The following is a 24231-nucleotide window of genomic DNA, read 5'->3' on the forward strand; positions in this document are numbered from 1 at the left end:
CGGGCTCCGGAGGCGAGGCCGAGCACTCTAGCATGGGTGTACAACGGTGGATGCAGAACACAGAACCATTGTGGGAGCGGGCTTGCTCGCGAAAGCGGTCTTACTGACACATTGATGTTGAATGTGCCGACGCTTTCGCGAGCAAGCCCGCCCCCACAAGGGATTGGTGCCGGGAGTTACATGCCTTTAACGGCAAAAATCCCGTTGGCGTTACGCCAGTAGCCTTTGTAGTCCATGCCGTAACCGAAGATGTAACGGTCGATGCACGGCAGGCCGACGAAATCGGCTTTGAGGTCCGGGCGAGCCTTGCGGTCGTGGTCTTTGTCGATCAATACGGCTGTGTGCACAGCGCGAGCGCCGGCGTGTTTGCAGTAGTCGATGATCGCGCCCAGGGTGTGACCTTCATCGAGGATGTCGTCGATGATCAGCACGTCACGGTCCAGGAACGAAACTTCCGGCTTGGCTTTCCAGAACAGGTCGCCGCCGCTGGTTTCGTTGCGATAACGGGTGGCGTGCAGGTAAGACGCTTCCAGCGGGAAGTGCAAATGAGTCAGCAGCTTGCCGGCGAAAATCAGGCCGCCGTTCATTACACAGAACACCACCGGGTTGGTATCAGCCAGCTGTTCGTTGATGTGTGCACCGACACGGGCGATGGCCGCCTCGACTTCAGCTTCGGTGTACAGGCAGTCAGCCTCTCGCATGATTTGACGGATATGCTCGAGATCAGCAGGCATGGCGCTCTCCAGGGGGGGTAAAGGGAGGGACGGATTCAGGAAAAGCGGGCAAAGGTACGCATCAAGCGAGGCCAGATCAAGCGTTTGTGGACTAACGTACCTTATGTCTATAGGACAACACCCTCGGATAGATTAATCTAGGCCGGTTTTTTTGCCCGCCGCCGGAGCCTTTCCCCATGCCCATCCAAGAGATCCGCCATCCGCTGATCCGTCATAAACTTGGCCTTATGCGCCGCGCAGACATTAGCACGAAGAATTTCCGTGAGCTCGCTCAGGAAGTCGGTGCCCTGCTGACCTACGAAGCCACCAAAGACCTGCCGCTGGAAACCTACGATATCGAAGGTTGGTGCGGCACTGTGTCGGTGGAGAAAATCGCCGGCAAGAAAATTACCGTGGTGCCGATCCTGCGCGCCGGTATCGGCATGCTCGAAGGCGTGCTGAGCCTGATCCCGGGCGCCAAAGTCAGCGCTGTAGGCGTGGCCCGTAACGAACAAACTTTGCAAGCTCACACCTACCTGGAAAAACTCGTTCCGGAAATCAACGAACGCCTGGCGATGATCATCGACCCGATGCTCGCCACCGGCAGCTCCATGGTCGCCACCATCGACCTGCTGAAAAAGGCCGGTTGCCGGGACATCCGCGCCATGGTGCTGGTAGCGGCACCTGAAGGCATCGCCGCCGTCGGGAAAGCTCACCCGGACGTGATGATCTACACCGCCTCCATCGACGAAAAACTCAACGAGCACGGTTACATCATCCCGGGCCTGGGCGATGCCGGTGACAAAATCTTCGGCACCAAGCAGAAGGACGCTTGAGCATGCAGGAAGAGTTCAACGATCCGCTCTGGCGCACAGTGCTGTCGGGTGCACAGATGCTGTTCGTGGCGTTCGGCGCCCTGGTGTTGATGCCGCTGATTACCGGCCTCGACCCGAATGTGGCGCTGTTCACCGCAGGTCTGGGGACGATTTTGTTCCAGATCGTCACCGGGCGTCAGGTGCCGGTGTTTCTGGCGTCGAGTTTTGCCTTCATTACCCCGATCATCCTCGCCAAGGGCCAGTTCGGCCTCGCAGCGACCATGGGCGGTGTAATGGCGGCGGGTTTCGTCTACACCTTTCTCGGCCTGGCCGTGAAGATCAAAGGCACCGGGTTCATTGACCGGTTGCTGCCACCGGTGGTGATTGGTCCGGTGATCATCTCCATCGGCCTGGCCATGGCGCCGATTGCCGCCAACATGGCGATGGGCAAGGCTGGCGACGGTTCCGAGCTGATTCATTACCAGACCGCGATGCTGATCTCGATGCCGGCGCTGCTGACCACCCTGATCGTCGCAGTGTTCGGCAAAGGCATTTTCCGCCTGGTGCCGATCATCTCCGGCGTGTTGGTAGGTTTTGCCATGGCGTTCTACTTCGGCGTGGTCGACACCGCGAAGATTGCCGCCGCCCCATGGTTTGCGATCCCGCACTTCACGGCGCCGGAATTCAACTGGCAGGCGATTCTGTTCATCGTCCCGGTAGCCTTGGCCCCGGCCATCGAGCACATCGGCGGCGTGATTGCGGTCGGTAGCGTGACCGGTCGCGATTACCTGAAGAAGCCGGGCCTGCACCGCACCCTGCTCGGCGATGGCATTGCCACCACCGCAGCCGGTCTGTTCGGCGGCCCACCCAACACCACCTACGCCGAAGTGACTGGCGCGGTGATGCTGACCAAGAACTACAACCCGAAAATCATGACCTGGGCGGCGATCTTTGCCATCAGCCTGGCGTTTGTCGGCAAGTTCGGCGCGCTGTTGCAAAGCATTCCGGTGCCGGTGATGGGCGGGATTCTGTGCCTGTTGTTCGGCTCGATTGCGGCGGTGGGCATGAACACGCTGATTCGCCACAAGATCGACCTGAGCGAGGCGCGCAATCTGGTGATTGTCTCGGTGACCCTGGTGTTCGGGATTGGCGGCGTGCTGATCGGCACCGGCACAGGGCCAGACGACTTCGGCCTCAAAGGCATCGCACTGTGTGCGGTGGTGGCGATTGCGCTGAACCTGTTGCTGCCGGGCAATGACAGCTGGAAGCACAAGAAGGCGGATGATCCGCTTCTCTAACAGTCGACGTAATACCCTGTGGCGAGGGGATTCATCCCCGCTCGGCTGCGCAGCAGTCGTAAATCCAGCCAATGCGGTTTTCCAGTTGCACCGCATTGGCCGGGTTTGGGGCTGCTTCGCAACCCAACGGGGATAAATCCCCTCGCCACAAAAGCCCGCTCCCACATGGTTCACGCTGTACTTGTGGGAGTGAGCCTGCTCGCGATTGGCTTTAAAGCGCCAGCGGCGCTCGTTCGCATAGAGTGGCCAACGCCCGCGCCCACTGCGGATCATCGTTAAGACACGGCACCAGCACCAACTCCTCTCCTCCCGCTGCGCGGAACTGTTCCAACCCGCGATCCCCGATTTCCTCAAGCGTCTCGATGCAATCGGCAACAAACGCCGGGCACATCACCAGAATCCTCTTCACGCCGCTTTTGGCCAGCTCATCGAGGCGTGCTTCGGTGTAGGGTTCGATCCACTTCGCCCGGCCCAATCGCGACTGGAATGACACCGACCACTTGCCATCGGCCAAACCCAGGCGCTTGGCAAACTCGGACGCGGTGCGCAGGCACTGGGCTCGGTAGCACGTCGCCAATACGGCCGGCGATGCATTCTTGCAGCAGTCTTCGTTTTTGAAGCAATGCTGGCCGCTCGGATCAAGCTTGGTCAGGTGCCGTTCCGGCAAACCATGAAAGCTGAGCAGCAGGTGATCGTGATCTTGCTCCAGATAGGGCTTGGCACTGGCCACCAGCGCATCGAGGTATTCCGGCTGATCGTAGAACGGCTGGAGAATCGAGAACTGCACGTCGAGCCTTTTCTCGCGCACGACACGTTTGGCTTCCTCGATCACCGTGGTCACGGTGCTGTCGGCGAACTGTGGATAAAGCGGCGCGAGGGTAATTCGCTTGTGGCCCTGGGCGGCCAGGCGCACCAGTGTCGACTCAATCGACGGCTCGCCGTAACGCATCGCCAACTCCACCGGGCCGTGAGTCCATTGGGCGGTCATGGCCTGTTGCAGACGTTTGCTGAGCACCACCAGCGGCGAGCCCTCCTCCCACCAGATCGAGGCGTAGGCGTGGGCCGACTGTTCCGGGCGCTTGAACAGGATCAGCGACACCAGCAAGCGTCGTACCGGCCACGGCAGGTCGATCACATACGGGTCCATCAGAAATTGATTGAGGTAACTGCGCACATCCGCCACCGAGGTGGAGGCCGGTGAGCCCAGGTTGACCAGAAGCAACGCGTGATCGGTCATGCAACATCCTATTTCAAAGGCGGCTGGAGAGATCGTCCAGGGCCGCGCGTAAATCAGTGAACTGGAAAGTGAAACCCGCTTCCAGCAAGCGCGCCGGCATGGCTTTCTGGCCACCCAGCAACAGCAATGACAACTCGCCCAGGGCCACCCTCAACGCCAGGGCCGGCATGGGCATGAACGCCGGGCGGTGCAACACGGCGCCCAGCGTCTTGGCAAATTCACGATTGCGCACCGGTTTTGGCGCGCAGGCATTATAGGGACCGCTGGCGTCGTTGCGATGCAGAAGAAAATCAATCAGGGCGATTTGATCCTTGATATGAACCCACGGCATCCACTGCCGACCACTGCCAATCGGCCCGCCCAGCCCCAGTTTGAATGGCAGCAACAGCCGCGACAAAAAGCCGCCCTCGGCGGACAGCACCAGCCCGGTGCGAAGCAAAATTACCCGAATGCCCAAAGCCTCGGCACGCAGGGCCGTCTCCTCCCAGGCGATGCTCAATTGGCTGGCGAAATCATCGATCACCGGCGGCGAGTTCTCAGTCAACTCGCGCTCGCCACCATCGCCATACCAGCCAACCGCGGAGCCGGAAATCAGCACCTGCGGTTTTTGCTCACGGCTTTCGAACCAGGCCAGCAACGTTTCGGTCAGGGTAATCCGACTACTCCAGAGCAGCGCTTTGCGCCGGCCAGTCCACAAGCGATCGGCAATGGGGGCACCCGCCAAGTTGATAACGGCATCCACCGGTTCCTCGCCAAGGTCTTCGAGACGGGCAATGCCTCGCACCTGAGCGCCACATATTTTCGCCACTTTTTCAGGCGTGCGACTCCAGACCGTGAGGCGATGTCCCTGGCTCGACCAGTGTTGGCAGAGCTGACGTCCTATCAAACCAGTACCGCCGGTCAGCAATATGTGCATGACTTCTTCCTCGCGTGGCGTTTTACCTTGATCACTAGTCTATTTTTATATGCAGGGATCTTTGGTATCGGGCAGTGTCTGTGTTTAACAATAGGCCAAGCTGTCAGAACGAGAACGCTAAAAGTTATACCAAAAAACAATATTGTACAGGTTTAAACCACGGCGTAGTCTGTACAGAAAGGTAAACGAGGCCCCTATGACTGTACCTATCGCAATCATCGGCACCGGCATCGCCGGACTGTCAGCCGCCCAGGCCCTAACGGAGGCCGGGCATGTCGTTCAACTTTTCGATAAAAGCCGTGGCAGCGGCGGACGCATGTCGAGCAAGCGCAGTGACGCGGGGGCTCTGGACATGGGCGCGCAATATTTCACTGCCCGCGACCGCCGCTTCGTCACCGAGGTCCAGCGTTGGCAAGCCAATGGCTGGGTCGCCGAATGGACGCCACTGCTCTATACGTTTCAGGGCGGCCAGCTCAACCTGTCGCCGGACGAACAGACGCGCTGGGTCGGTACACCGCGCATGAGCGCTATCACCCGCGCGCTGCTCGGGGACCTGGAGGTGCACTTCGCCTGCCGGATCACCGAAGTCTATCGCGGTGAAGAGCACTGGCATCTACAGGACGCGGAAGGCTTCACCCATGGACCATTCAGCCATGTGGTGATTGCAACGCCGGCGCCTCAGGCGACCGCGCTGCTGGCCGCTGCGCCGAAACTCGCGGGGGCCGCTGCCGGGGTAAAAATGGACCCGACCTGGGCCATCGCCCTGGCCTTCGACAAACCGCTGGATACGCCCATGGAAGGCTGTTTCGTGCAGGACAGCCCCCTCGACTGGCTGGCGCGCAACCGCAGTAAACCCGGGCGCGACAACACCATGGATACTTGGGTATTGCACGCCACCAGCGCCTGGAGCCGGCAACACATCGACCTGCCGAAGGAAGCGGTGATCGAGCAACTGCATGGAGCTTTCGCCGAACTGCTGCACAGCGCGATGCCCGCACCGACCTTCAGCCTCGCCCATCGCTGGCTCTACGCCCGTCCCGCCAACAGTCATGAATGGGGCGTGTTGGCGGACGCCGATCTGGGCCTGTACGTATGTGGCGACTGGTGCTTGTCCGGACGCGTCGAAGGCGCCTGGCTCAGCGGCCAGGAAGCTGCCCGCCGTTTGCACGAGCACTTGCAGTGAACCGCATCAATCCAAGCAAATTGCGGCTGTCGAAATGGACAGCAGCCCAGCCGCAAAACCGCGAAAAACATTTTCTGGTGACCGAGTTGTTCCGGGATGAGGAAGGTACGGTGCTGGAAGTCGAGTTGCAGGCAGTGTTGACCAAACGCGCCGAACGCCTCGATTGGCAGATTCTCAAGAACAACGAGCACTGGCTACTCGGCTGGCAATAACGCTTTTGCTTGGGCAGGAGCAAAGGTTGCTCGCGAACGCTATTTCAGATTCAAGATTGATATTGAATGAGCCGACGCCTTCGCGAGCAAGCTTTGCTCCTACCAAGGTCGTCGCGTAAAAACCTATACAAATAATTTGACTTGTACAGCTTCGAATCTATGATGAAGATTATGTTGTACAACGCCAATGCGCTGTACAGGTTTAGATTCGAGGTGCTTCGATGTCCATCGCCCCCGCCAAACCGAAAATCGCGATCAGCGCCTGCCTGATGGGTGCCGAGGTGCGCTTCAATGGCGGGCACAAGGAATCGCGGCTGTGCAGTCGCACCCTCTCTGACTACTTTGATTTCGTCCCGGTCTGCCCGGAGGTCGCCATCGGCCTGGGCATTCCCCGCGAGCCGATCCGCCTGGTGGGCGATCCCGAACATCCTGAAGCCGTCGGCACGATCCATCATGAGATTAACGTCACTCAGCCGCTCGCTGAGTACGGCGAGAAAATGGCAGTCGAACTGGGCGACATCTGCGGCTACATCTTCATGCAGAAATCGCCTTCCTGCGGGCTGTTGCGGGTCAAGGTTTACCACACCAACGGCGCACCGGTGGATGGCGGTGGTCGCGGCATCTACGCCCAGGCGTTCTGCGCACAACATCCGGACCTGCCGGTGGAAGAGGACGGTCGCCTCAACGATCCGGTGTTGCGGGAAAACTTCCTGACCCGAGTCTTCGCCTACAGCGCCTGGCAGTCATTACTGCAAGAAGGCCTGACCCGGCGCGCGCTCATCGATTTTCACTCGCGCTACAAATACCTGCTGATGGCCCACAACCCGGTCCAATACAAAACCCTGGGCAACCTGCTGGGCAGCATGGGCCAGACCGATCCGAAAGAACTCGGCCCACGCTATTTCAGCGAACTGATGGAGGCGCTGAAAAAATGCGCCACCCGTCGCACCCACAGCAATGTCTTGCAACACATCAGTGGTTACCTCAAACAGGCCATCAGCGCTGAAGACAAACAGGAAGTGCAACACGTCATCGGCCAATATCGCCACGGCATCGTGCCGCTGGTGGTGCCGCTGACGCTGCTCAAGCATTACTTTCGCCAACACCCGGACCCGTACATTGCGCAACAGGTTTACCTGCAACCGCACCCGGAAAACCTCAGCCTGCGAAACGCGATCTAAATGAACAACACACCCGACACCAGCGCCAGCGAAGACTTCGGCGCCGACTTCAAAAAAGCCCTGGACGATGGCTGGCTGCCGATTCGTGAAGTCGCGCGCCAGACCGGCGTCAACGCCATCACCCTGCGCGCCTGGGAACGGCGCTACGGCCTGATCGTCCCGCAGCGCACGCCAAAAGGTCATCGGTTGTTCTCGGCCGAACACGTTCAACGAATCCTGACGATCCTCACCTGGCTCAACCGCGGCGTGGCCGTCGGCCAGGTCAAGCAACTGCTCGATACGCCGCAAGCCTTCACCGATTGCGCCGAAAACGATTGGCACCTGCTACGCCACACGCTGCTGCAAGCGGTCACGCAACTGGCCGAACGCACCCTCGATGACACTATCAATCAAGCGATGGCGCTGTACCCGCCGCGGACCTTGTGCGAACAACTGTTGATGCCCTTGCTGACGGAACTCGAGCAACGCTGGCAAGGCCAGTTCGGCGCACAGATGGAGCGGGTATTCTTTTATTCCTGGCTACGCAGCAAATTCGGCGCGCGCATCTACCATAACAACCGTCAGTTACGTGCCGCGCCGCTGCTGTTGATCAATCACTCGGACCTGCCCCTGGAACCTCACCTGTGGCTCACCGCGTGGCTGATCAGCAGCGCCGATTGCCCGGTGGAAGTCTTCGACTGGCCACTGCCGGCCGGGGAGCTCGCGCTGGCGGTCGAACAGCTGCAAGCCCGCGGCGTACTGCTGTATTCCAGCAAAGCCATGAACCTTGCGCAGCTGCCTAAACTTTTGAACGGTGTCAGTTGCCCAAAAATGATTGTCGGACCAACGGTATGCATCCACCACGCCGAGTTGTCCGTAAGAACTACCGAGATTGCTGATTTGTTCCTGGCCGAAGATCCCTTGTCGGCTCATCAGGATCTTGTTCAGCGTGGGCTTGTTTAATGATGCTTTTTTAATGAATCGTACGGATACCACCATGCAATTGATCTGGCTGCGCAGCGACTTGCGCCTACACGACAACACCGCCCTCTCGGCCGCCGCAGCGCGCGGCCCGACGGTGGCGGTGTATCTGCTGAGCCCGGAGCAATGGCGCGAACATGACGACGCGCCATGCAAAGTCGATTTCTGGCTGCGCAATCTCGATGAGCTGAGCAAAAGCCTCGGCGAACTGAACATTCCCTTATTGATCCGCACGGCAACCCATTGGGATCAAGCCCCGGCGGAACTGCTCAAGCTCTGCCGGCAATTGAAGATCGAAGCGGTCCACACCAACGAAGAATACGGCGTGCACGAAAGCCGTCGCGATGCAGCAGTGGCCGAAACCCTGCAGGCCGAGGGCATTGAATTTCGCAGCTACCTCGACCAGTTGCTGTTCAAGCCCGGCACTGTCCTGACCAAGACCGACACTTATTTCAAAGTGTTCAGTCAGTTCAGAAAGGTCTGCTACGAACGCCTGCATCGTTCAATGCCGTCGTTGGTCAAAGCCCCCGGCAAGCAGGCAAAACTTGCGCTCGACAGTGACCCGGTTCCAGCCTCTGTCAAAGGCTTCGCCACACCGAGCGACTCCCTGCGCGCCCTTTGGCCGGCGGGCGAACACGAAGCCCGACGCCGCCTCGATACGTTCACCGACGCGCAAATCGACTACTACCAAAGCGAACGCGACTTCCCGGCCAAGCCCGGCACCAGCCAGCTTTCGGCTTATCTCGCGGCCGGGGTGATTTCCCCGCGCCAGTGTTTGCACGCGGCGTTGCAAAGCAATCAGGGCGAGTTCGAAAGCGGCAAGGTCGGCGCGGTCACCTGGATCAACGAGCTGCTGTGGCGCGAGTTCTACAAACACATTCTGGTGGGTTACCCACGGGTCTCGCGCCACCGCGCGTTCCGCCCGGAAACCGAAGCCCTGGCCTGGCGTGATGCGCCGGATGAACTCGCGGCCTGGAAAGAGGCTCGCACCGGCCTGCCAATCATCGACGCGGCCATGCGCCAATTGCTCGAAACCGGCTGGATGCACAACCGCCTGCGCATGGTGGTAGCGATGTTCCTGACCAAGAACCTGCTAATCGACTGGCGTGAAGGCGAGCGCTTCTTCATGCGCCACCTGATCGACGGCGACCTCGCGGCGAACAACGGCGGCTGGCAGTGGAGCTCGTCCACCGGCACCGATTCGGCGCCCTACTTCCGGATTTTCAACCCGCTGAGCCAGTCGGAAAAATTCGACGCCGAAGGTGTGTTCATCAAGCACTGGCTGCCGGAACTCGCAGGGCTGAACAAAAAAGAAGTGCACAACCCGGCGAATGTCGGCGGTTTGTTCGGTGCTACAGATTATCCATCGCCTATCGTCAATCTCAGTACCTCTCGCCAACGAGCGCTGGCGGCATTCAAGAACCTGCCATCGCGACAAGATGCCGGAGGTGGGTATGAGTGAATTCCTGCGGCGCTTTGCCCAGCAGTTTTCGGACCTTAACAAGGACAATCTGCAACGGCTCAATCAGCTCTACACCCACGACGTGCAGTTCACTGATCCGCTGCACGAAGTTCAGGGCCTGGTGCAGCTGCGTAGCTACTTTGAGGAGCTCTATGCCAATGTCAGCGAACTGCGTTTCGACTTTCACAGCTTCGACCAGATTGGCGAAGGCGAAGGTTATCTGCGCTGGGTCATGAGCTACCGTCACCCGCGCCTGGCCGGCGGCCAGTTGATTCGGGTCGACGGCTGCTCGCACCTGCTCTGGCGCGACAAGGTTTATCGCCACCGGGATTACTTCGATGCCGGGGCACTGCTTTATGAACATCTACCCGTATTGGGTCGGGCGATCGCCTGGCTGAAAAGGAGAATGGGATGAGCCTTACACCTCCACGTCGATACTGGTTAACGGGAGCGAGCAGCGGCATTGGCGCCGCGCTCGCCGAAGAAATATTGAAAACCGGTGCTCATCTGGCCGTCAGTTCACGCTCGGTAGTGCCACTGAAAATCCTGTCCCAGCGCTATCCGGGGCAAGTGATGGTGGTGGCCGGCGACCTGACCAACAGCCAGACCGTGCGCGAAATCGGTGAACAGATTGCCGCCGACTGGGGCTCACTCGACACCGTGATTCTCAACGCCGGCACCTGCGAATACGTCGATGCCAAGCAGTTCGACGCCTCGATTGTCGAGCATGTGGTGCGCACCAACCTGCTTGCCAGCAGCTATTGCATCGAAGCAGCCCTGCCGTTGCTGCGCGCCGGCACTGCACCGCATCTGGTCGGCGTCGCCAGCTCGGTGACTTACCTGCCGCTGCCACGGGCCGAAGCCTACGGCGCCTCGAAGGCTGGCTTGCGCTACCTGTTCGAATCCTTGCGCATCGACCTGGCGCCCGAAGGTATTGAAGTCACCGTGGTCAGCCCTGGGTTTGTCGACACGCCGCTGACGGAGAAAAACGACTTCCCGATGCCGCTCAGTTGGCCTGTGGATAAAGCCGCGCGGCACATCTTTTCCAAACTGAAGAACCGCCCACTGGAAATCGCTTTCCCGGCACTGTTCATGGCCGCCCTCTGGCCACTCTCGAAATTGCCCGACCGGGTGAAGCTGGAGATCGGCAAACGCATGGTGCGCAGCAATCCGCCGATCAAGGATCAGCCGTGAACATCGCCGTCATCGGCGGCGGTATCTCGGGGCTGACCTGCGCCTACCTGCTCAATCGCAGCCACGAGATCACCCTGTTCGAGGCCGGCGACTGGGTCGGCGGGCACACCCACACTGTGGAGGTGACCGTCGATGGCCAGCGCTATGCCGTGGACACCGGTTTCATTGTGTTCAACAACTGGACTTACCCGAATTTCATTCGCTTGCTGGGCCGACTCGGTGTGGGCTTCAAACCCACCGAGATGAGCTTCTCTGTCACCGACCCGGACTCAGGTCTCGAATACAACGGCAACAACCTCAACAGCCTGTTCGCCCAGCGGCGCAACCTGCTGTCGCCAGGGTTCTGGGGCATGTTGCGGGACATCCTGCGCTTCAACAAAGAAGCCCAGCGCGACCTCGAAGAACAACGAATCGCCGCCGACACCACCCTCGATCAATACCTGAAAGCCGGCGGCTACGGCGAGCGCTTTATCCTGCATTACATCGTGCCGATGGGCGCGGCGATCTGGTCGATGTCCATGGCCGACATGCTCGGTTTCCCGTTGCAGTTCTTCATCCGGTTTTTCAAGAATCACGGTTTACTGTCCGTCAGCAATCGGCCGCAATGGTGTGTGATCGAGGGTGGCTCAAGCGCTTATGTCGCGCCACTGACCGCGTCCTTTAAAGAGAAGATTCGCCTCAACTGCCCGGTGACCCGCGTCGAACGCGATGAAGACGGCGTAGTTATCCACAGCGCCAGCGGCAGTGAGCACTTCGATAAAGTGGTCTTCGCCTGCCACAGCGATCAAGCGCTGACGCTACTGGCCAAACCAAGCAGCGCCGAACAGTCGATCCTCGGCGCCCTGCCCTACGCCGACAACGAAGTGGTGCTGCACACCGACACTCGCCTGCTGCCCGAACGCAAACTCGCCTGGGCCAGCTGGAATTATCGACTCGGCGGCGCCGGGCATGCATTGGCCGCCGTCACCTACGACATGAACATCCTGCAAGGTATTCGGAGCGACACCACGTTCTGCGTCAGCCTCAACCAGAGCGCCGGCATCAGCCCGTTCAAAGTGCTCGCCAAATTCACCTATGCCCATCCGCAATACAGCCTCAAAGCAGTGGCCGCGCAGCAGCGTTGGGACGAATTGGACGGCGCGCAGCACACTCATTATTGCGGCGCCTATTGGGCCAACGGCTTTCACGAAGACGGGGTGGTCAGCGCTCTGCGCGTTGCCCGCTCGTTTGGTGAAACCCTGTGAACAGCGCCCTCTACAGCGGCTGGATCGCCCATCGGCGGTTTGCGCCCAGACGCCACGAATTCCGCTACCGGATCGGCCTGCTGTACCTGGACCTCGATGAACAGGACGCCGTGCGCGGGTTGTCGCCGTTGTCGGGCAGCAGTCGTTTTGCACCGTTCTCGTTTCGCGAGAGCGACTATTTGAAAGCCTTTACCGGCACCGGCATGCGTTTGATCGACGCGGTACGCCAGCAGGTCGGCCAAGCGATCGGCCATGCGCCCCAAGGCTCGATCTGCCTGCTGACCCAGGCCCGCAGCTGGGGCCTGTCGTTCAACCCGGTGAGTTTTTTCTATTGCCACGAAGCCGATGGCCAACTGGCGGCGATTCTCTGCGAAGTCACCAACACCCCGTGGCGCGAGCGTTATCACTACGTGTTGCCGGCCAAGGCCCCCGTGGACTTGCAGGACTTCCACCAGCACTTCGCCGTGGCCAAGGCCTTTGATGTGTCGCCGTTTTTGCCGCGGGATCTCGAATACCGTATGAGTTTCAGCCCCGCCGCGCAAAAGCTCGGTGTGCACATGGCTGACTGGCAGGGCGAACTGAAACTGTTCGACGCCACGCTCAGCCTGCAACGCGAAACCCTGAATCGCGACAGCCTGCACCGTTACTTGCGGCGTTTCCCCTGGATGACCGCGAAAACCTGCCTGGCGATCTATTGGCAAGCCATTCGCCTGTTGCTCAAGCGCGCACCGATTTTTGCTCATCAGGCTGCCGATGGCAGCTTTCAAACCGCCATCGTTCCCCCAAAGGATCGCCGCCATGAAATCCTCTAGCATTTCGGCCAAAGCCAACCTGCTCAGCACCAACGGCCTGTCCGGCTCGCTGTTGCGGCGGGGCGTGCTGCGCCAACTGGCGCACCTCAAACATGGGCAACTGGTGGTGGTCGAGGACGGCGAACGGCATGTATTCGGCACGACCGGCGATCATCTGCTGGGGGAGATCCATATCCTTGATGCGTCAGTCTGGGGCCTGGTGGCGAGCAACGGTTCGATCGGTGCCGGTGAAGCATTCATTCACGGTTACTGGAGCTCGCCCGATCTGACGGCGGTGGTCCGGGTGTTCGTCAGCAACCTTGAAGTGCTCGATGCCTTGGAAGGTGGCCTGGCCAGACTCAGCCGGCCATTCGTGCAAGGGCTGCATTGGCTGAACCGCAATTCGCGCAAGGGTTCGCAGAAAAATATCGCGGCCCACTACGACCTGGGCAACGACCTGTTTGAGCAGTTTCTCGACCCAACGATGATGTATTCGGCGGCGCAGTTCCTCACGCCCGAAGACAGCCTTGAGCAGGCGCAACTGAACAAACTGGAGCGAATCTGCCAGAAACTCGCCCTGCAACCCAGTGACCATTTGCTGGAAATCGGTACCGGTTGGGGCAGTATGGCGCTTTACGCGGCGCAACATTACGGCTGTAAAGTCACCACCACTACGCTCTCCAAAGAGCAGTACACCTTCACCGCCCAGCGGATCGAAGCACTTGGCCTGCAAGATCGGGTGACGTTGCTGCTCTCGGATTACCGAGACCTCACCGGGCAGTACGACAAACTGGTGTCGATCGAGATGATCGAAGCCGTCGGCCATCGCTTCCTGCCGACCTACTTCAAGCAATGCGCGCAGTTGCTCAAGAGCAACGGTTTGATGCTGTTGCAGGCGATCACCATCCGCGAGCAGCGCTACGAACAAGCCAAGACCCATGTCGATTTCATCCAGCGCTACATTTTCCCCGGTGGTGCCTTGCCCAGCGTGCAGAAGATGCTGGAGATCGTCAGCCGAGATACCGACATGAACCTGCTGCACATGGAGGATTTCGGCCTGCACTACGCCCGAACCCTGCGCCTGTGGCATGAGAACTTTCGCCGCGCCCACGGTCGGCTGGGCGAATTGGGCTACGACGATTATTTCCTGCGGCTGTGGGAGTTTTACCTGTGCTACTGCGAAGGTGGCTTCCTGGAGCGCACCATCGGCACCGCACAAATGCTGCTGGCCAAACCGGCGGCGATGCCAGCGCCATTGCTCGGCCGTTTCGATGCTTGAACGTCTGGCCAATGCCGCGCTGTTTCAGGTCGGCTGGTTTGCCTGCGTGGTGGGCGGCAATAGTCTGTGGCTGTTAGTGGCACTGGCGGCGCTGGTGATTCATCTGCTGTGGATAAGTCGTTGGGTCGATGAAGGCCGGTTGATCCTCAGCGTGGTGCTGCTGGGCACTACCGTCGACAGTTCGTTGCGCTGGCTGGGGGTGTTCGACTTTACGGATGTCGCACCGTTGATTCCGCTGTGGCTGATGCTGCTGTGGGCGCTGCTGGCGACCACTTTGCGCCACTGCTTGCTGTGGAGCGCCAACCCTTGGTGGCTGGCCAGTCTGTTGGGCGCCGTCGGTGGGCCGCTGTCGTATTACGCCGGCAGCCAACTGGCCGGGGTGCAATTTCCCTACGGCCAGGTACCGACGCTGATTGGCATCGGCCTGCTCTGGGCGATGCTGTTTCCTACCCTGCACTTCATGGCCCAGCGGCTGGCGGCGGATCACCCCGACTGAGCGTCCGTCAGGCCTTTCACACAGCATCGGTCGACTGCCTTACACTGCGCCCCATGAAAACCATCCCCCACACGCAAATCGCCGAACCGGCGGTCACTTGCTCGACCTGCTCAGCCTGCTGTTGCCAGCTCGAAGTCATGCTGATCACCGAAACGGGCGTGCCCGAACGCTTTATCGATACCGATGACTGGGGCGGGGAAGTGATGTTGCGCCTGGATGACGGCTGGTGCGCAGCGCTGGATCGCAACACGATGATGTGCACCATCTACGAAAAACGGCCGCTGATCTGCCGGGAATTCGAGACGGGGTCGCCGGAGTGTATGGAAGAGCGTCAGGGGATTACGTCGGTTTATCGCTGAAAGCGAAATCACCGACGATCTAATGTGGGAGCGGGCTTGCTCGCGAAAGCGGACCGACAGTCAACGTAAATGTTGAATGTTAAATCGCTTTCGCGAGCAAGCCCGCTCCCACATTGACCGCGCTTACAACGGCATCGTGTAGTGGAGCGCGTAGCTTTCTACACCACCGTTATTACTGTTGATCCCGGCATTGGAATAGTGCGTCGCACGAATCCCGATCTCATGCCCACCGGCAAAGCGCAGCCCGAAACCCAAGCGGTCTTCGAACTGAAAGGACTCGCCAATGTTGTTGTCTTCAATTTGCGTACGTGAAAACAACGCCACGCCAATCCCCGCCTCGACATACGGTTTGACGTTTTGCCCGGCAAACTCGTAAACAAGTACCGGCGAGAACGACAGGCTACTGGCAGCGGGAGTCTTGTCGCCCTCCCAATAGGTGTAGGCGCCGCTCCAGTAACCGGTCACGCGACCGACGTCACTTTGCAGCCAGGTCTTGTCCCAATCGAATTGCAGGCCCAAGCGGTAGGTCATGGTCGAATCGCTGGTCTGGCCGACCCCGAACTCCACGCCAGCCGCCTGTGCGGTAATACTTTGCCCCATCAATGCGGTCGCAATCGCGGCCAAACAGAATAGTCGCTTCATTAGAAACATCCTTTTCCGAACGATTTCGTGTGGTTTTTTTTGTAGCTCACAGACTCAGCTATAGAAGTTGACGCTTAATTAGAAGTTCACCCCAATTACTCGTTTGCCCCAGCATCTTCTCTAACAGTCGAAGCTTCGCACAACGCCAGACGAATTCCACAGTACCGGCAAGATATTTCTGAAATGTTCCGGTTCGGCACTGGTCCAGAACTGCGCGGCACGAGCAGGTCCCTCAGCGAGCAATTGCCCCTCGGCCAACAGACGTTGCAGTTGCCGCGCAACAGCGGCGCCAGTATCGATCAGGCTGATGTGCTCCGGAATCATCTGCTTAAGCAACGGCTTTAGAAAGGGGTAATGCGTGCAGCCAAGAATTAGTGTGTCGGCGCCGGCGGCCAACAACGGTTCGACATAGCCTTGAAGCAACTGACGCAGGGCCGCGCTGTGCAAGTCGCCGCTTTCAATCAGCTCTACCAGGCCTGGGCATGGCTGGGTGATGACGCGCACATCGGCGGCAAACCGGTCGAGCAACGCAGCGAACTTGGCGCTCTGCAAGGTGCCGGTTGTAGCCAAAACACCGACCACACCACTGCGGGTGGCCGCAGCGGCCGGTTTGACCGCAGGCTCCATTCCGACGATGGGCCATTCGGGATAATCGCGACGCAAATTGGCGACGCCGGCCACGGTGGCCGTGTTACAGGCCAGCACCAGCGCCTTGGCGCCCTGCTGCCGAAAAAAGTCGGCGATCACGCTGCAGCGCTGCTGGATGAATTCCGGGGTTTTCTCGCCGTAGGGAATATTCCCGCAGTCGGCGACATACAACAGCGACTCGTTGGGCAGCAAACGCTGGATCTCGGCCACCACCGAAAGCCCACCGACGCCGGAGTCGAGCACGCCAATCGGCGCTTCACGCATGGGCTGGCCCACAAACGCTGCAACCCGGATCACGCTTGACCCGCAACTCACGGAAACGTGTGCCCAAGGCATCGATCAACAACAAGCGACCTACCAGCGGCTCACCGAAACCGGCCAGCAACTTGAGTGCTTCGAGGGCCTGCAGGCTGCCGACCAGCCCCACCAGCGGGCCAATGACCCCGGCTTCGCTGCAGGTCAGTTCGGCTTCGCTGCCGTGACCATATAAGCAGTGGTAGCACGGACTCTCCGGACGCCGCGGGTCAAACACCGACAACTGCCCTTCCAGACGAATCGCCGCGCCACTGACCAGCGGTTTACCAGCAGCCACACACGCGGCGTTGACCGCCTCGCGGGTGGAGAAATTGTCGGAGCAGTCGAGCACCAGATCCACCGCTGCAACCGCAGCGGCCAGGGAATCTTCGTCCAGCGCCGCACGATGGGCGACCAGTTGAATCTCAGGATTGATCGCGCTCAAACGGCGGATCGCCGAATCGACCTTGCTCGTGCCAACGCTGTCAGTGTCGTGAATGATCTGGCGTTGCAGATTGGTCAGGTCGACCGTGTCGAAGTCCGCCAGATGCAGCTCACCGACCCCCGCCGCCGCCAGGTACAGCGCGACTGGCGAACCCAGGCCACCGAGACCGACGATCAGCACACGGCTTTGTTTGAGCCGCAACTGACCGTCGATGTCGACGTGTTGCAACAGAATCTGCCGGCTGTAGCGCAACAATTCCTGATCATTCAGCACGGCAGGCGCCCCAGGCTGATCCGTTCGTGACCGCCCAGATCGGTGCGACTGTGGACTTCTTCAAAACCACGAGACAGCAGCAAATCACGCACCGCGTCGGCTTGGTCGTAACCGTGTTCCAGCATCAACCAGCCACCGGCTTCAAGGTAGTCCGGTGCCTGGGCGACGATCAAACGCAGATCGTCAAGCCCGTCGACACCGGCGACCAAGGCACTGGCCGGTTCAAAACGCACGTCACCTTCCACCAGATGCGGATCGGCGGACGCAATGTACGGCGGGTTGCTGATGATCAGCTCAAAGCGCTGACCTTCCAGGGCGCTGAACCAATGACTGCTCAGCACCGTGGCGTTGTTGAGGTGCAGACGCTGGCGATTGCGCTCGGCCAATGCCACGGCTTCGAGTACACGGTCGACAGCGGTAACCTTCCAGGCCGGACGCTCGCTGGCCAGGGCCAACGCGATCGCGCCACTGCCAGTGCCGAGGTCGAGGACCAAGGCTTGTGTCGCGGGTAAAAGCTCCAGCGCAGCTTCCACCAGCAATTCGGTGTCCGGGCGCGGGATCAGCGTGTGCGGCGCAACTTCCAGATCAAGCTTCCAGAAACCTTGCTGCCCCAGAATGTAAGCCACCGGCTCACCGCCGCGACGACGCTGCAAATAGCTGGCAAACATCAACGCCGCTTCGCTCGGCACGATGCGCTCGGGCCAGGTGTGCAGGAAGCTGCGGGACTTGCCCAAGGCAGCGGCCAGCAACAATTCGGCATCCAGGCGCGCCGTCGGCGAGTCGGGGAGTTCGGCAGCACGCAACAAACTGGCAATGATCGTCATTTACTCACCTATCGCCGCCAATTGGTCGGCCTGGTACTCGGCCAACAACGGCTCGATCACTGCATCGACGCCACCGGCGAGGATTTCGTCGAGGGAATACAGCGTCAGGTTGACCCGATGGTCGGTGACCCGGCCCTGGGCAAAGTTGTAGGTGCGGATCCGCTCGGAGCGATCACCGGAACCTACCAGCAGCTTACGCTCGCTGGCGATGGCATTCGCGGCGGCGCTGGTCTGCTGGTCGTTAAGCTTGGCCGACAGCCAGGACATCGCCCGGGCGCGGTTCTTGTGCTGGGAGCGTTCTTCCTGGCACTCGACGACAATACCGGTCGGCAAGTGCGTGATGCGGATTGCCGAGTCGGTTTTGTTGACGTGCTGACCGCCGGCGCCGGAGGATTTGTAGGTGTCGACCCGCAAGTCCGACGGATTGATCTCGATCGCTTCCTGCTCGTCCGGCTCTGGTAACACCGCCACGGTGCAAGCCGAGGTGTGAATGCGGCCCTGGGATTCGGTGGCCGGCACCCGTTGTACACGGTGCGCGCCGGATTCGAATTTCAGCTTGCCGTAGACATTCTCGCCTTCGACCCGGGCAATGACTTCTTTAAAGCCGCCGTGCTCGCCGATGTTCTCCGAGAGAATCTCCACCCGCCAGCCACGCCGCTCGGCGTAACGCGAATACATGCGGAACAGGTCGCCGGAGAAAATCGCCGCTTCGTCACCACCGGTGCCGGCACGAATTTCGAGGAACACGTTGCGCCCGTCGTTCGGGTCCTTGGGCAGCAACATGCGTTGCAGCCGGGATTCGATTTCGATCAGTTGCTCTTTGGCTTCGCGGACTTCTTCCACGGCCATTTCGCGCATGTCCGGATCGCTGTCCTTGAGCAGTGCCTGAGCGCCTTCGAGGTCGCCTTGCACTTTGAGCAGCTGTTTATAGGTTTGGACAATCGGCTCGACTTCCGCGTATTCCTTGGAATAGGCGCGGAATTTGTTCTGATCGGAAATGACTTCGCCATCGCCAAGCAGAGCGGTCAATTCCTCGAAACGGTCCTGGAGGATGTCCAGCTTATTGAGCAGTGACGCTTTCATTGCGGTTTTTTATCCGAGCTATCCGACGAGCCCTCACCGAGGGCAAAGAGTTCCTGGGCCATGGCCAGCGCATCGAGGCGGCCTTCGGCAGTCAACTTTTTCAACTGCACGCTAGGCGCGTGCAACAGTTTGTTGGTCAGCCCACGGGCCAGTTGCACCAGCACGTCTTCGGCGCTGCTACCGTTGGCCAGCATGCGCTGGGCCTTTTGCAATTCTTCGTCACGCATGCGCTCGCTTTGCTGACGATAAGCCTTGAGCACATCTACCGCCGCCAGTTCGCGCAGGCGAACCATAAAGTCATCGGCGCCGATCGAGACCATCTCTTCCGCCGCTTGGGCAGCGCCTTGTCGGCTCTTGAGATTTTCAGCGACCACTTCGTGGAGATCGTCGACGCTGTACAGGTAAACGTCGTCGAGTTCGCCGACTTCAGGCTCGATATCCCGAGGGACGGCGATATCCACCATGAAGATCGGTTTGTGCTTGCGCAGTTTCAGGGCACTTTCCACCGCGCCCTTGCCCAGGATCGGCAACTGGCTGGCGGTGGAGCTGATGACGATGTCGCTGCGCACCAGTTCGGCCGGGATGTCCGAGAGCAGCACGGCGTGGGCGCCAAACTGTTCGGCGAGAATACTCGCGCGTTCCAGCGTCCGGTTGGCGACGACGATGCGCTTCACCCCCAGCTCGTGCAGATGACGGGCGACCAGGGTAATGGTCTCGCCTGCGCCGATCAGCAAGGCCTGGCTGCGTTGCAAGTCGCTGAAAATCTGTTTCGCCAGACTGACCGCGGCAAACGCCACGGACACCGGGTTTTCGCCGATGGCCGTATCAGTACGCACTTGTTTGGCCGCGTTGAACGTGGCCTGGAACAAGCGACCGAGCAGCGGGCCGATGGTGCCGGCCTCACGCGCCACGGCGTAGGCCGATTTCATCTGGCCGAGAATCTGCGGCTCGCCCAACACCAGCGAATCGAGCCCGGAGGCGACCCGCATCATGTGACGAACTGCCGCATCATCTTCGTGCACATAAGCGCACGCACGCAGCTCTTCGAGGCTTAAATGATGATAATCAGCCAGCCAGCGCAAGATGACGTCCGCCGAAAGGTGATCCTGCTCTATATAAAGTTCACTGCGATTGCAGGTGGAGAGGATCGCAGCTTCGCGGCTGTCAGTGAGTCGGCAGAGCTGTTGCAAGGCCTCCACCAGTTGCTCAGGAGTAAAGGCCACGCGCTCGCGGACGTCTACTGAAGCAGTCTTGTGGTTAATACCGAGTGCAAGAAAGGCCATTCAAGGTCGCTGATGGTGACGTGAAGCCGGCAATTGTCCTACTTCGACAGAGACAGAACAACTACCGCTGACTATTGTCCCAATCACCTGCCTCTATAAAGGCACCAACTGAGACTCGGTTATGTTTGGCCGAAGGCTTGTGTCATGATGATCCGACCGCAGGTTAGTCGTCCTTCTCCTATATGAATAGATCTTCCGCGTTGCTCCTCGCTTTTGTCTTCCTCAGCGGCTGCCAGGCCATGGCACCCGTTTCGTCGGACGGTACGCCGCCGACTGAAGACAGCACTCCAGCCCCTGAAAAGCCCAAGGTTTACAGCTCATTCAGTGAAGAAACCGTCTTCAGTCTGTTGAGCGCCGAACTGGCTGGCCAACGCAATCGTTTCGACATTGCGCTGGACAACTACGTGACCCAGGCCATCAACACCCAGGATCCGGGCGTCTCCGAGCGGGCATTCCGCATCGCCGAGTACCTGGGCGCCGATCAGGCTGCCCTGGATACCGCGCTGATCTGGGCGAAAAACGCCCCGGACGACCTCGAAGCCCAACGGGCGGCAGCCGTGCAACTGGCGCGTGCCGGGCGCTATGACGACTCCATGGTCTACATGGAGAAAGTCCTGCAGGGCAAAGGCGACACGCATTTCGATTTTCTGGCCTTGTCGGCGGCTGACACCGACCAGGGCACCCGCAACGGCCTGATGAAAAGTTTCGACCGCTTGCTGCAACGCCATCCAAAGAACAGCCAGTTGATTTTCGGCAAGGCCTTGCTGATGCAGCAGGACGGCGATGCCAAAGGCGCGCTGACCTTGCTCGAAGACAACCCGCCGGACGACGGCGAAATCGCCCCGATCCTGTTGCGGGCGCGCTTGCTGCAAACGCTCAACCGTGGCGGTGAAGCATTGCCGCTGCTGCAAAAAAGCATCAAGAAATACCCGGATGACAAACGCCTGCGCCTGACCTACGCCCGCATGCTGGTCGAACAAGACCGCATGGATGACGCCAAGGTCGAGTTCTCCAGCCTGGTTCAGCAGTATCCGGAAGACGACGAACTGCGTTATTCCCTGGCGCTGGTATGCCTGGAAGCCAAGGCCTGGGACGAGGCCAAGGGTTACCTGGAAGACCTGATCGCCCGGGAAAGCCATGTGGACTCGGCGCACCTGAACCTCGGCCGTATCGCTGAAGAGCGCAACGACCCGCAAGGCGCCCTGATCGAGTACGCCCAGGTCGGCCCCGGCAACGATTACCTGCCAGCGCAACTGCGCCAGGCCGATATCCTGATGAACAACGGCAAGAGTGCCGAAGCTCAAAGCAAACTGGCGGCCGAGCGCGATACTCAACCCGATTACGCGATCCAGTTGTACCTGATCGAGGCCGAGACACTGTCCGCCAACAATCAGGGCGACAAGGCCTGGAAAGTCCTGCAACAAGCGTTGCTGCAATACCCGGACGATCTGAATCTGCTTTACACCCGGGCCATGCTCGCGGAAAAGCGCAATGACCTGGCGCAGATGGAAAAAGACCTGCGCCTGATCATCAAGCGCGACCCGGACAATGCGATGGCTTTGAACGCCCTCGGCTACACCTTGTCCGACCGCACGACCCGCTACGAAGAAGCCAAGGCCCTGATCGAGCACGCTCACCAGCTCAATCCGGAAGACCCGGCGGTACTCGACAGCCTCGGCTGGGTGAATTTCCGCCTGGGCAATCTCGAGGAAGCCGAACGTTTGCTGCGCCAGGCTTTGGAGCGCTTCCCCGATCAAGAAGTCGCCGCGCACTTGGGCGAAGTCTTGTGGGCCAACGGCAAGCAACGGGAAGCCAAGCAAATCTGGGGCAAGTTCCTCAAGGATCAGCCCGACAGCCCTACCCTGCGCGGCACCATCAAGCGCCTGACCGGATCAGAGACTCTTTAAGATTATGTTTTTGCGCCACGTTATTGTTTTCAGCTTTATCGCCCTGCTCGCCGGTTGCGCGGGCTTCGGTGCTCGCGAGTCAGTCCAGGGCCAGGGCAACCCGGTCCAATGGAACGCGTACAAACAGCAGATGACCAGCCTTGATGGCTGGCAAATCAACGGCAAGATCGGCATTCGCGCACCCAAGGATTCGGGCAGCGGCACGTTGTTCTGGCTGCAGCGACAGGACTACTACGACATCCGTCTTTCCGGTCCATTGGGTCGCGGTGCTGCTCGCTTGACCGGTCGCCCGGGCAAAGTGTCGCTGGAAGTCGCCAACCAGGGCCGCTATGACGCGACCTCTCCAGAAGCCTTGCTTGAAGAGCAATTGGGCTGGAAATTGCCGGTATCCAATCTGGCCTGGTGGGTTCGCGGGCTCCCGGCCCCTGACAGCAAAAGTCGCCTGACCCTGGACACCGACAGCCGTCTGGCCAGCCTTGAACAGGATGGCTGGCAGGTCGAGTACCTCAGTTACGCCGAACAAAACGGCTATTGGCTGCCCGAGCGGATCAAACTGCACGGCACCGACCTTGATATCACGCTGGTGATCAAGGAATGGCAACCACGCAAACTGGGGCAGTGAACATGACCGCTGCGCGCTTGACGCTGCCCTCGCCGGCCAAACTCAACCTGATGCTGCACATTCTTGGGCGCCGTGCAGACGGCTACCACGAGTTGCAGACGATTTTTCAGTTTCTCGATTACGGTGACGAAATCACCTTCGCCGTGCGCGATGACGGTGTGATTCATTTGCACACCGAATTCGAGGGTGTTCCTCACGACAGCAATCTGATTGTTCGAGCAGCGAAAAAACTTCAGGAGCAATCCGGTTGTTCGCTCGGTATCGACATCTGGATCGAAAAAATCCTGCCCATGGGCGGTGGAATCGGTGGCGGCAGCTCAAATGCCGCGACGACGTTGCTCGGTCTCAATCATCTCTGGCAACTGGGCTGGGATGAAGATCAACTGGCCGCGCTGGGCCTGACACTGGGCGCAGACGTCCCGGTTTTCGTACGCGGGCACGCGGCTTTCGCCGAGGGTGTCGGGGAGAAACTCAGCCCTGTAGACCCCGAAGAACCGTGGTATCTGGTGCTGGTGCCGCAAGTATCTGTAAGTACAGCAGAAATTTTTTCAGATCCGTTGTTGACACGTAACTCTTCTCCCATTAAAGTGCGCCCCGTTCCCAAGGGAAACAGTCGTAATGACTGCTTACCGGTAGTAGCAAGACGTTACCCAGATGTACGTAACGCTTTGAATTTGTTAGGTAAATTTACCGAAGCAAAACTCACCGGCACTGGAAGTTGTGTGTTTGGGGGCTTCCCAAGCAAAGCTGAAGCTGATAAAGTCTCGGCCCTTCTGACAGAGACCCTTACAGGGTTTGTAGCAAAGGGAAGCAACGTTTCGATGTTGCATCGCAAGCTGCAAAGTCTGCTCTAAAAGAACCGATTACTGG

Annotated in this window: 26 protein-coding genes; 17 read left to right on the plus strand and 9 right to left on the minus strand. The window is 59.6% G+C overall.

Going from position 1 to position 24231, the window contains the following annotated elements; translation table 11 throughout:
• Positions 1–176 precede the first annotated feature (176 nt).
• The gene (locus JFT87_RS27925; RefSeq protein ID WP_133840271.1) at positions 177–734 is read right to left on the minus strand and encodes a hypoxanthine-guanine phosphoribosyltransferase; all 558 of its coding nucleotides are present in this window, start codon (positions 732–734) and stop codon (positions 177–179) included.
• Positions 735–910: 176 nt separating this feature from the next.
• Here JFT87_RS27925 and upp point away from each other — a divergent pair, with 176 nt between their 5' ends.
• Together upp and JFT87_RS27935 are read left to right on the plus strand one after the other, a co-directional pair.
• On the plus strand, positions 911–1549 hold the full coding sequence (gene upp, locus JFT87_RS27930) for a uracil phosphoribosyltransferase (protein ID WP_201193530.1): 639 nt from the start codon (positions 911–913) through the stop codon (positions 1547–1549).
• A 2-nt stretch (positions 1550–1551) separates the two neighbouring features.
• Positions 1552–2826, plus strand: a complete 1275-nt coding sequence (locus tag JFT87_RS27935) for a uracil-xanthine permease family protein (protein ID WP_201206633.1) — start codon at positions 1552–1554, stop codon at positions 2824–2826.
• Positions 2827–3037: 211 nt separating this feature from the next.
• Here JFT87_RS27935 and hemH read toward each other — a convergent pair whose 3' ends face one another.
• Together hemH and JFT87_RS27945 are read right to left on the minus strand one after the other, a co-directional pair.
• Positions 3038–4063, minus strand: coding sequence for a ferrochelatase (hemH, locus tag JFT87_RS27940; RefSeq protein ID WP_201206635.1), 1026 nt, complete (start codon positions 4061–4063; stop codon positions 3038–3040).
• Positions 4064–4076: 13 nt separating this feature from the next.
• Positions 4077–4979 carry a TIGR01777 family oxidoreductase gene (locus JFT87_RS27945; RefSeq protein ID WP_201206637.1) on the minus strand — a complete coding sequence of 301 codons (903 nt, stop codon included), beginning with the start codon at positions 4977–4979 and terminating at the stop codon, positions 4077–4079.
• A 196-nt stretch (positions 4980–5175) separates the two neighbouring features.
• On the opposite strand from JFT87_RS27945, the gene JFT87_RS27950 reads away from it, so the two are divergent.
• The 12 genes from JFT87_RS27950 to JFT87_RS28005 all read left to right on the plus strand — a co-directional run bounded on the left by JFT87_RS27950 (position 5176) and on the right by JFT87_RS28005 (position 15340).
• The gene (locus JFT87_RS27950) at positions 5176–6162 is read left to right on the plus strand and encodes an NAD(P)/FAD-dependent oxidoreductase (protein WP_201206639.1); all 987 of its coding nucleotides are present in this window, start codon (positions 5176–5178) and stop codon (positions 6160–6162) included.
• The gene (locus JFT87_RS27955; RefSeq protein ID WP_201206641.1) at positions 6159–6374 is read left to right on the plus strand and encodes a TIGR02450 family Trp-rich protein; all 216 of its coding nucleotides are present in this window, start codon (positions 6159–6161) and stop codon (positions 6372–6374) included. Before JFT87_RS27950 ends, JFT87_RS27955 begins: the two co-directional genes overlap by 4 nt.
• A 221-nt stretch (positions 6375–6595) precedes the next feature.
• Entirely contained in the window at positions 6596–7555 is a 960-nt protein-coding gene (locus tag JFT87_RS27960; protein WP_201206643.1) for a YbgA family protein, read from the plus strand.
• Positions 7556–8497 carry a MerR family transcriptional regulator gene (locus JFT87_RS27965; RefSeq protein WP_201206645.1) on the plus strand — a complete coding sequence of 314 codons (942 nt, stop codon included), beginning with the start codon at positions 7556–7558 and terminating at the stop codon, positions 8495–8497. It abuts the gene before it with no gap.
• Positions 8498–8531: 34 nt separating this feature from the next.
• Positions 8532–9977, plus strand: a complete 1446-nt coding sequence (gene phrB, locus JFT87_RS27970; RefSeq protein ID WP_201206798.1) for a deoxyribodipyrimidine photo-lyase — start codon at positions 8532–8534, stop codon at positions 9975–9977.
• Complete coding sequence (locus JFT87_RS27975) at positions 9970–10392, plus strand: nuclear transport factor 2 family protein (protein ID WP_201206647.1); 423 nt, start codon at positions 9970–9972, stop codon at positions 10390–10392. The genes phrB and JFT87_RS27975 overlap by 8 nt, the downstream gene beginning before the upstream one ends.
• Positions 10389–11171 carry an SDR family NAD(P)-dependent oxidoreductase gene (locus JFT87_RS27980; RefSeq protein ID WP_201206649.1) on the plus strand — a complete coding sequence of 261 codons (783 nt, stop codon included), beginning with the start codon at positions 10389–10391 and terminating at the stop codon, positions 11169–11171. The genes JFT87_RS27975 and JFT87_RS27980 overlap by 4 nt, the downstream gene beginning before the upstream one ends.
• Entirely contained in the window at positions 11168–12415 is a 1248-nt protein-coding gene (locus JFT87_RS27985; protein WP_201206651.1) for an FAD-dependent oxidoreductase, read from the plus strand. Before JFT87_RS27980 ends, JFT87_RS27985 begins: the two co-directional genes overlap by 4 nt.
• Entirely contained in the window at positions 12412–13227 is an 816-nt protein-coding gene (locus JFT87_RS27990) for a DUF1365 domain-containing protein (protein ID WP_201206653.1), read from the plus strand. The genes JFT87_RS27985 and JFT87_RS27990 overlap by 4 nt, the downstream gene beginning before the upstream one ends.
• Entirely contained in the window at positions 13214–14485 is a 1272-nt protein-coding gene (locus tag JFT87_RS27995) for an SAM-dependent methyltransferase (RefSeq protein ID WP_201206655.1), read from the plus strand. The genes JFT87_RS27990 and JFT87_RS27995 overlap by 14 nt, the downstream gene beginning before the upstream one ends.
• Positions 14478–14981: a DUF2878 domain-containing protein gene (locus tag JFT87_RS28000; RefSeq protein ID WP_201206657.1), complete on the plus strand. Its 504-nt coding sequence runs from the start codon at positions 14478–14480 to the stop codon at positions 14979–14981. Before JFT87_RS27995 ends, JFT87_RS28000 begins: the two co-directional genes overlap by 8 nt.
• Positions 14982–15034: 53 nt before the next feature.
• Positions 15035–15340, plus strand: coding sequence for a YkgJ family cysteine cluster protein (locus tag JFT87_RS28005; RefSeq protein ID WP_201206659.1), 306 nt, complete (start codon positions 15035–15037; stop codon positions 15338–15340).
• Positions 15341–15463: 123 nt separating this feature from the next.
• On the opposite strand, the gene JFT87_RS28010 is transcribed toward JFT87_RS28005, so the two are convergent.
• The 6 genes from JFT87_RS28010 to hemA all read right to left on the minus strand — a co-directional run bounded on the left by JFT87_RS28010 (position 15464) and on the right by hemA (position 20832).
• Positions 15464–15982 (minus strand): acyloxyacyl hydrolase, encoded by a 519-nt coding sequence (locus JFT87_RS28010; protein WP_201206661.1) that lies wholly within the window; start codon positions 15980–15982, stop codon positions 15464–15466.
• A 120-nt stretch (positions 15983–16102) separates the two neighbouring features.
• Positions 16103–16894 (minus strand): glutamate racemase, encoded by a 792-nt coding sequence (gene murI / locus JFT87_RS28015; RefSeq protein ID WP_201206663.1) that lies wholly within the window; start codon positions 16892–16894, stop codon positions 16103–16105.
• Positions 16887–17642 (minus strand): molybdopterin-synthase adenylyltransferase MoeB, encoded by a 756-nt coding sequence (locus tag JFT87_RS28020; RefSeq protein ID WP_201206665.1) that lies wholly within the window; start codon positions 17640–17642, stop codon positions 16887–16889. Before JFT87_RS28020 ends, murI begins: the two co-directional genes overlap by 8 nt.
• A complete protein-coding gene (gene prmC, locus JFT87_RS28025) occupies positions 17636–18466 on the minus strand; it encodes a peptide chain release factor N(5)-glutamine methyltransferase (protein ID WP_201206666.1) in 831 nt (276 codons plus the stop codon). Before prmC ends, JFT87_RS28020 begins: the two co-directional genes overlap by 7 nt.
• Complete coding sequence (gene prfA / locus JFT87_RS28030; protein WP_201206668.1) at positions 18467–19549, minus strand: peptide chain release factor 1; 1083 nt, start codon at positions 19547–19549, stop codon at positions 18467–18469.
• On the minus strand, positions 19546–20832 hold the full coding sequence (gene hemA / locus JFT87_RS28035; RefSeq protein WP_201193495.1) for a glutamyl-tRNA reductase: 1287 nt from the start codon (positions 20830–20832) through the stop codon (positions 19546–19548). Before hemA ends, prfA begins: the two co-directional genes overlap by 4 nt.
• A gap of 182 nt (positions 20833–21014) precedes the next feature.
• On the opposite strand from hemA, the gene JFT87_RS28040 reads away from it, so the two are divergent.
• The 3 genes from JFT87_RS28040 to ispE are packed head-to-tail and all read left to right on the plus strand — an operon-like array spanning position 21015 to position 24215.
• Entirely contained in the window at positions 21015–22739 is a 1725-nt protein-coding gene (locus JFT87_RS28040) for a tetratricopeptide repeat protein (protein WP_201206670.1), read from the plus strand.
• A gap of 4 nt (positions 22740–22743) precedes the next feature.
• Positions 22744–23361, plus strand: coding sequence for a lipoprotein insertase outer membrane protein LolB (gene lolB / locus JFT87_RS28045; protein WP_201206672.1), 618 nt, complete (start codon positions 22744–22746; stop codon positions 23359–23361).
• A gap of 2 nt (positions 23362–23363) precedes the next feature.
• Positions 23364–24215 (plus strand): 4-(cytidine 5'-diphospho)-2-C-methyl-D-erythritol kinase, encoded by an 852-nt coding sequence (gene ispE, locus JFT87_RS28050; protein ID WP_201206800.1) that lies wholly within the window; start codon positions 23364–23366, stop codon positions 24213–24215.
• Positions 24216–24231 lie beyond the last annotated feature (16 nt).

This window comes from Pseudomonas sp. TH15 (assembly GCF_016651105.1).
Classification (GTDB): Bacteria; Pseudomonadota; Gammaproteobacteria; order Pseudomonadales; family Pseudomonadaceae; genus Aquipseudomonas.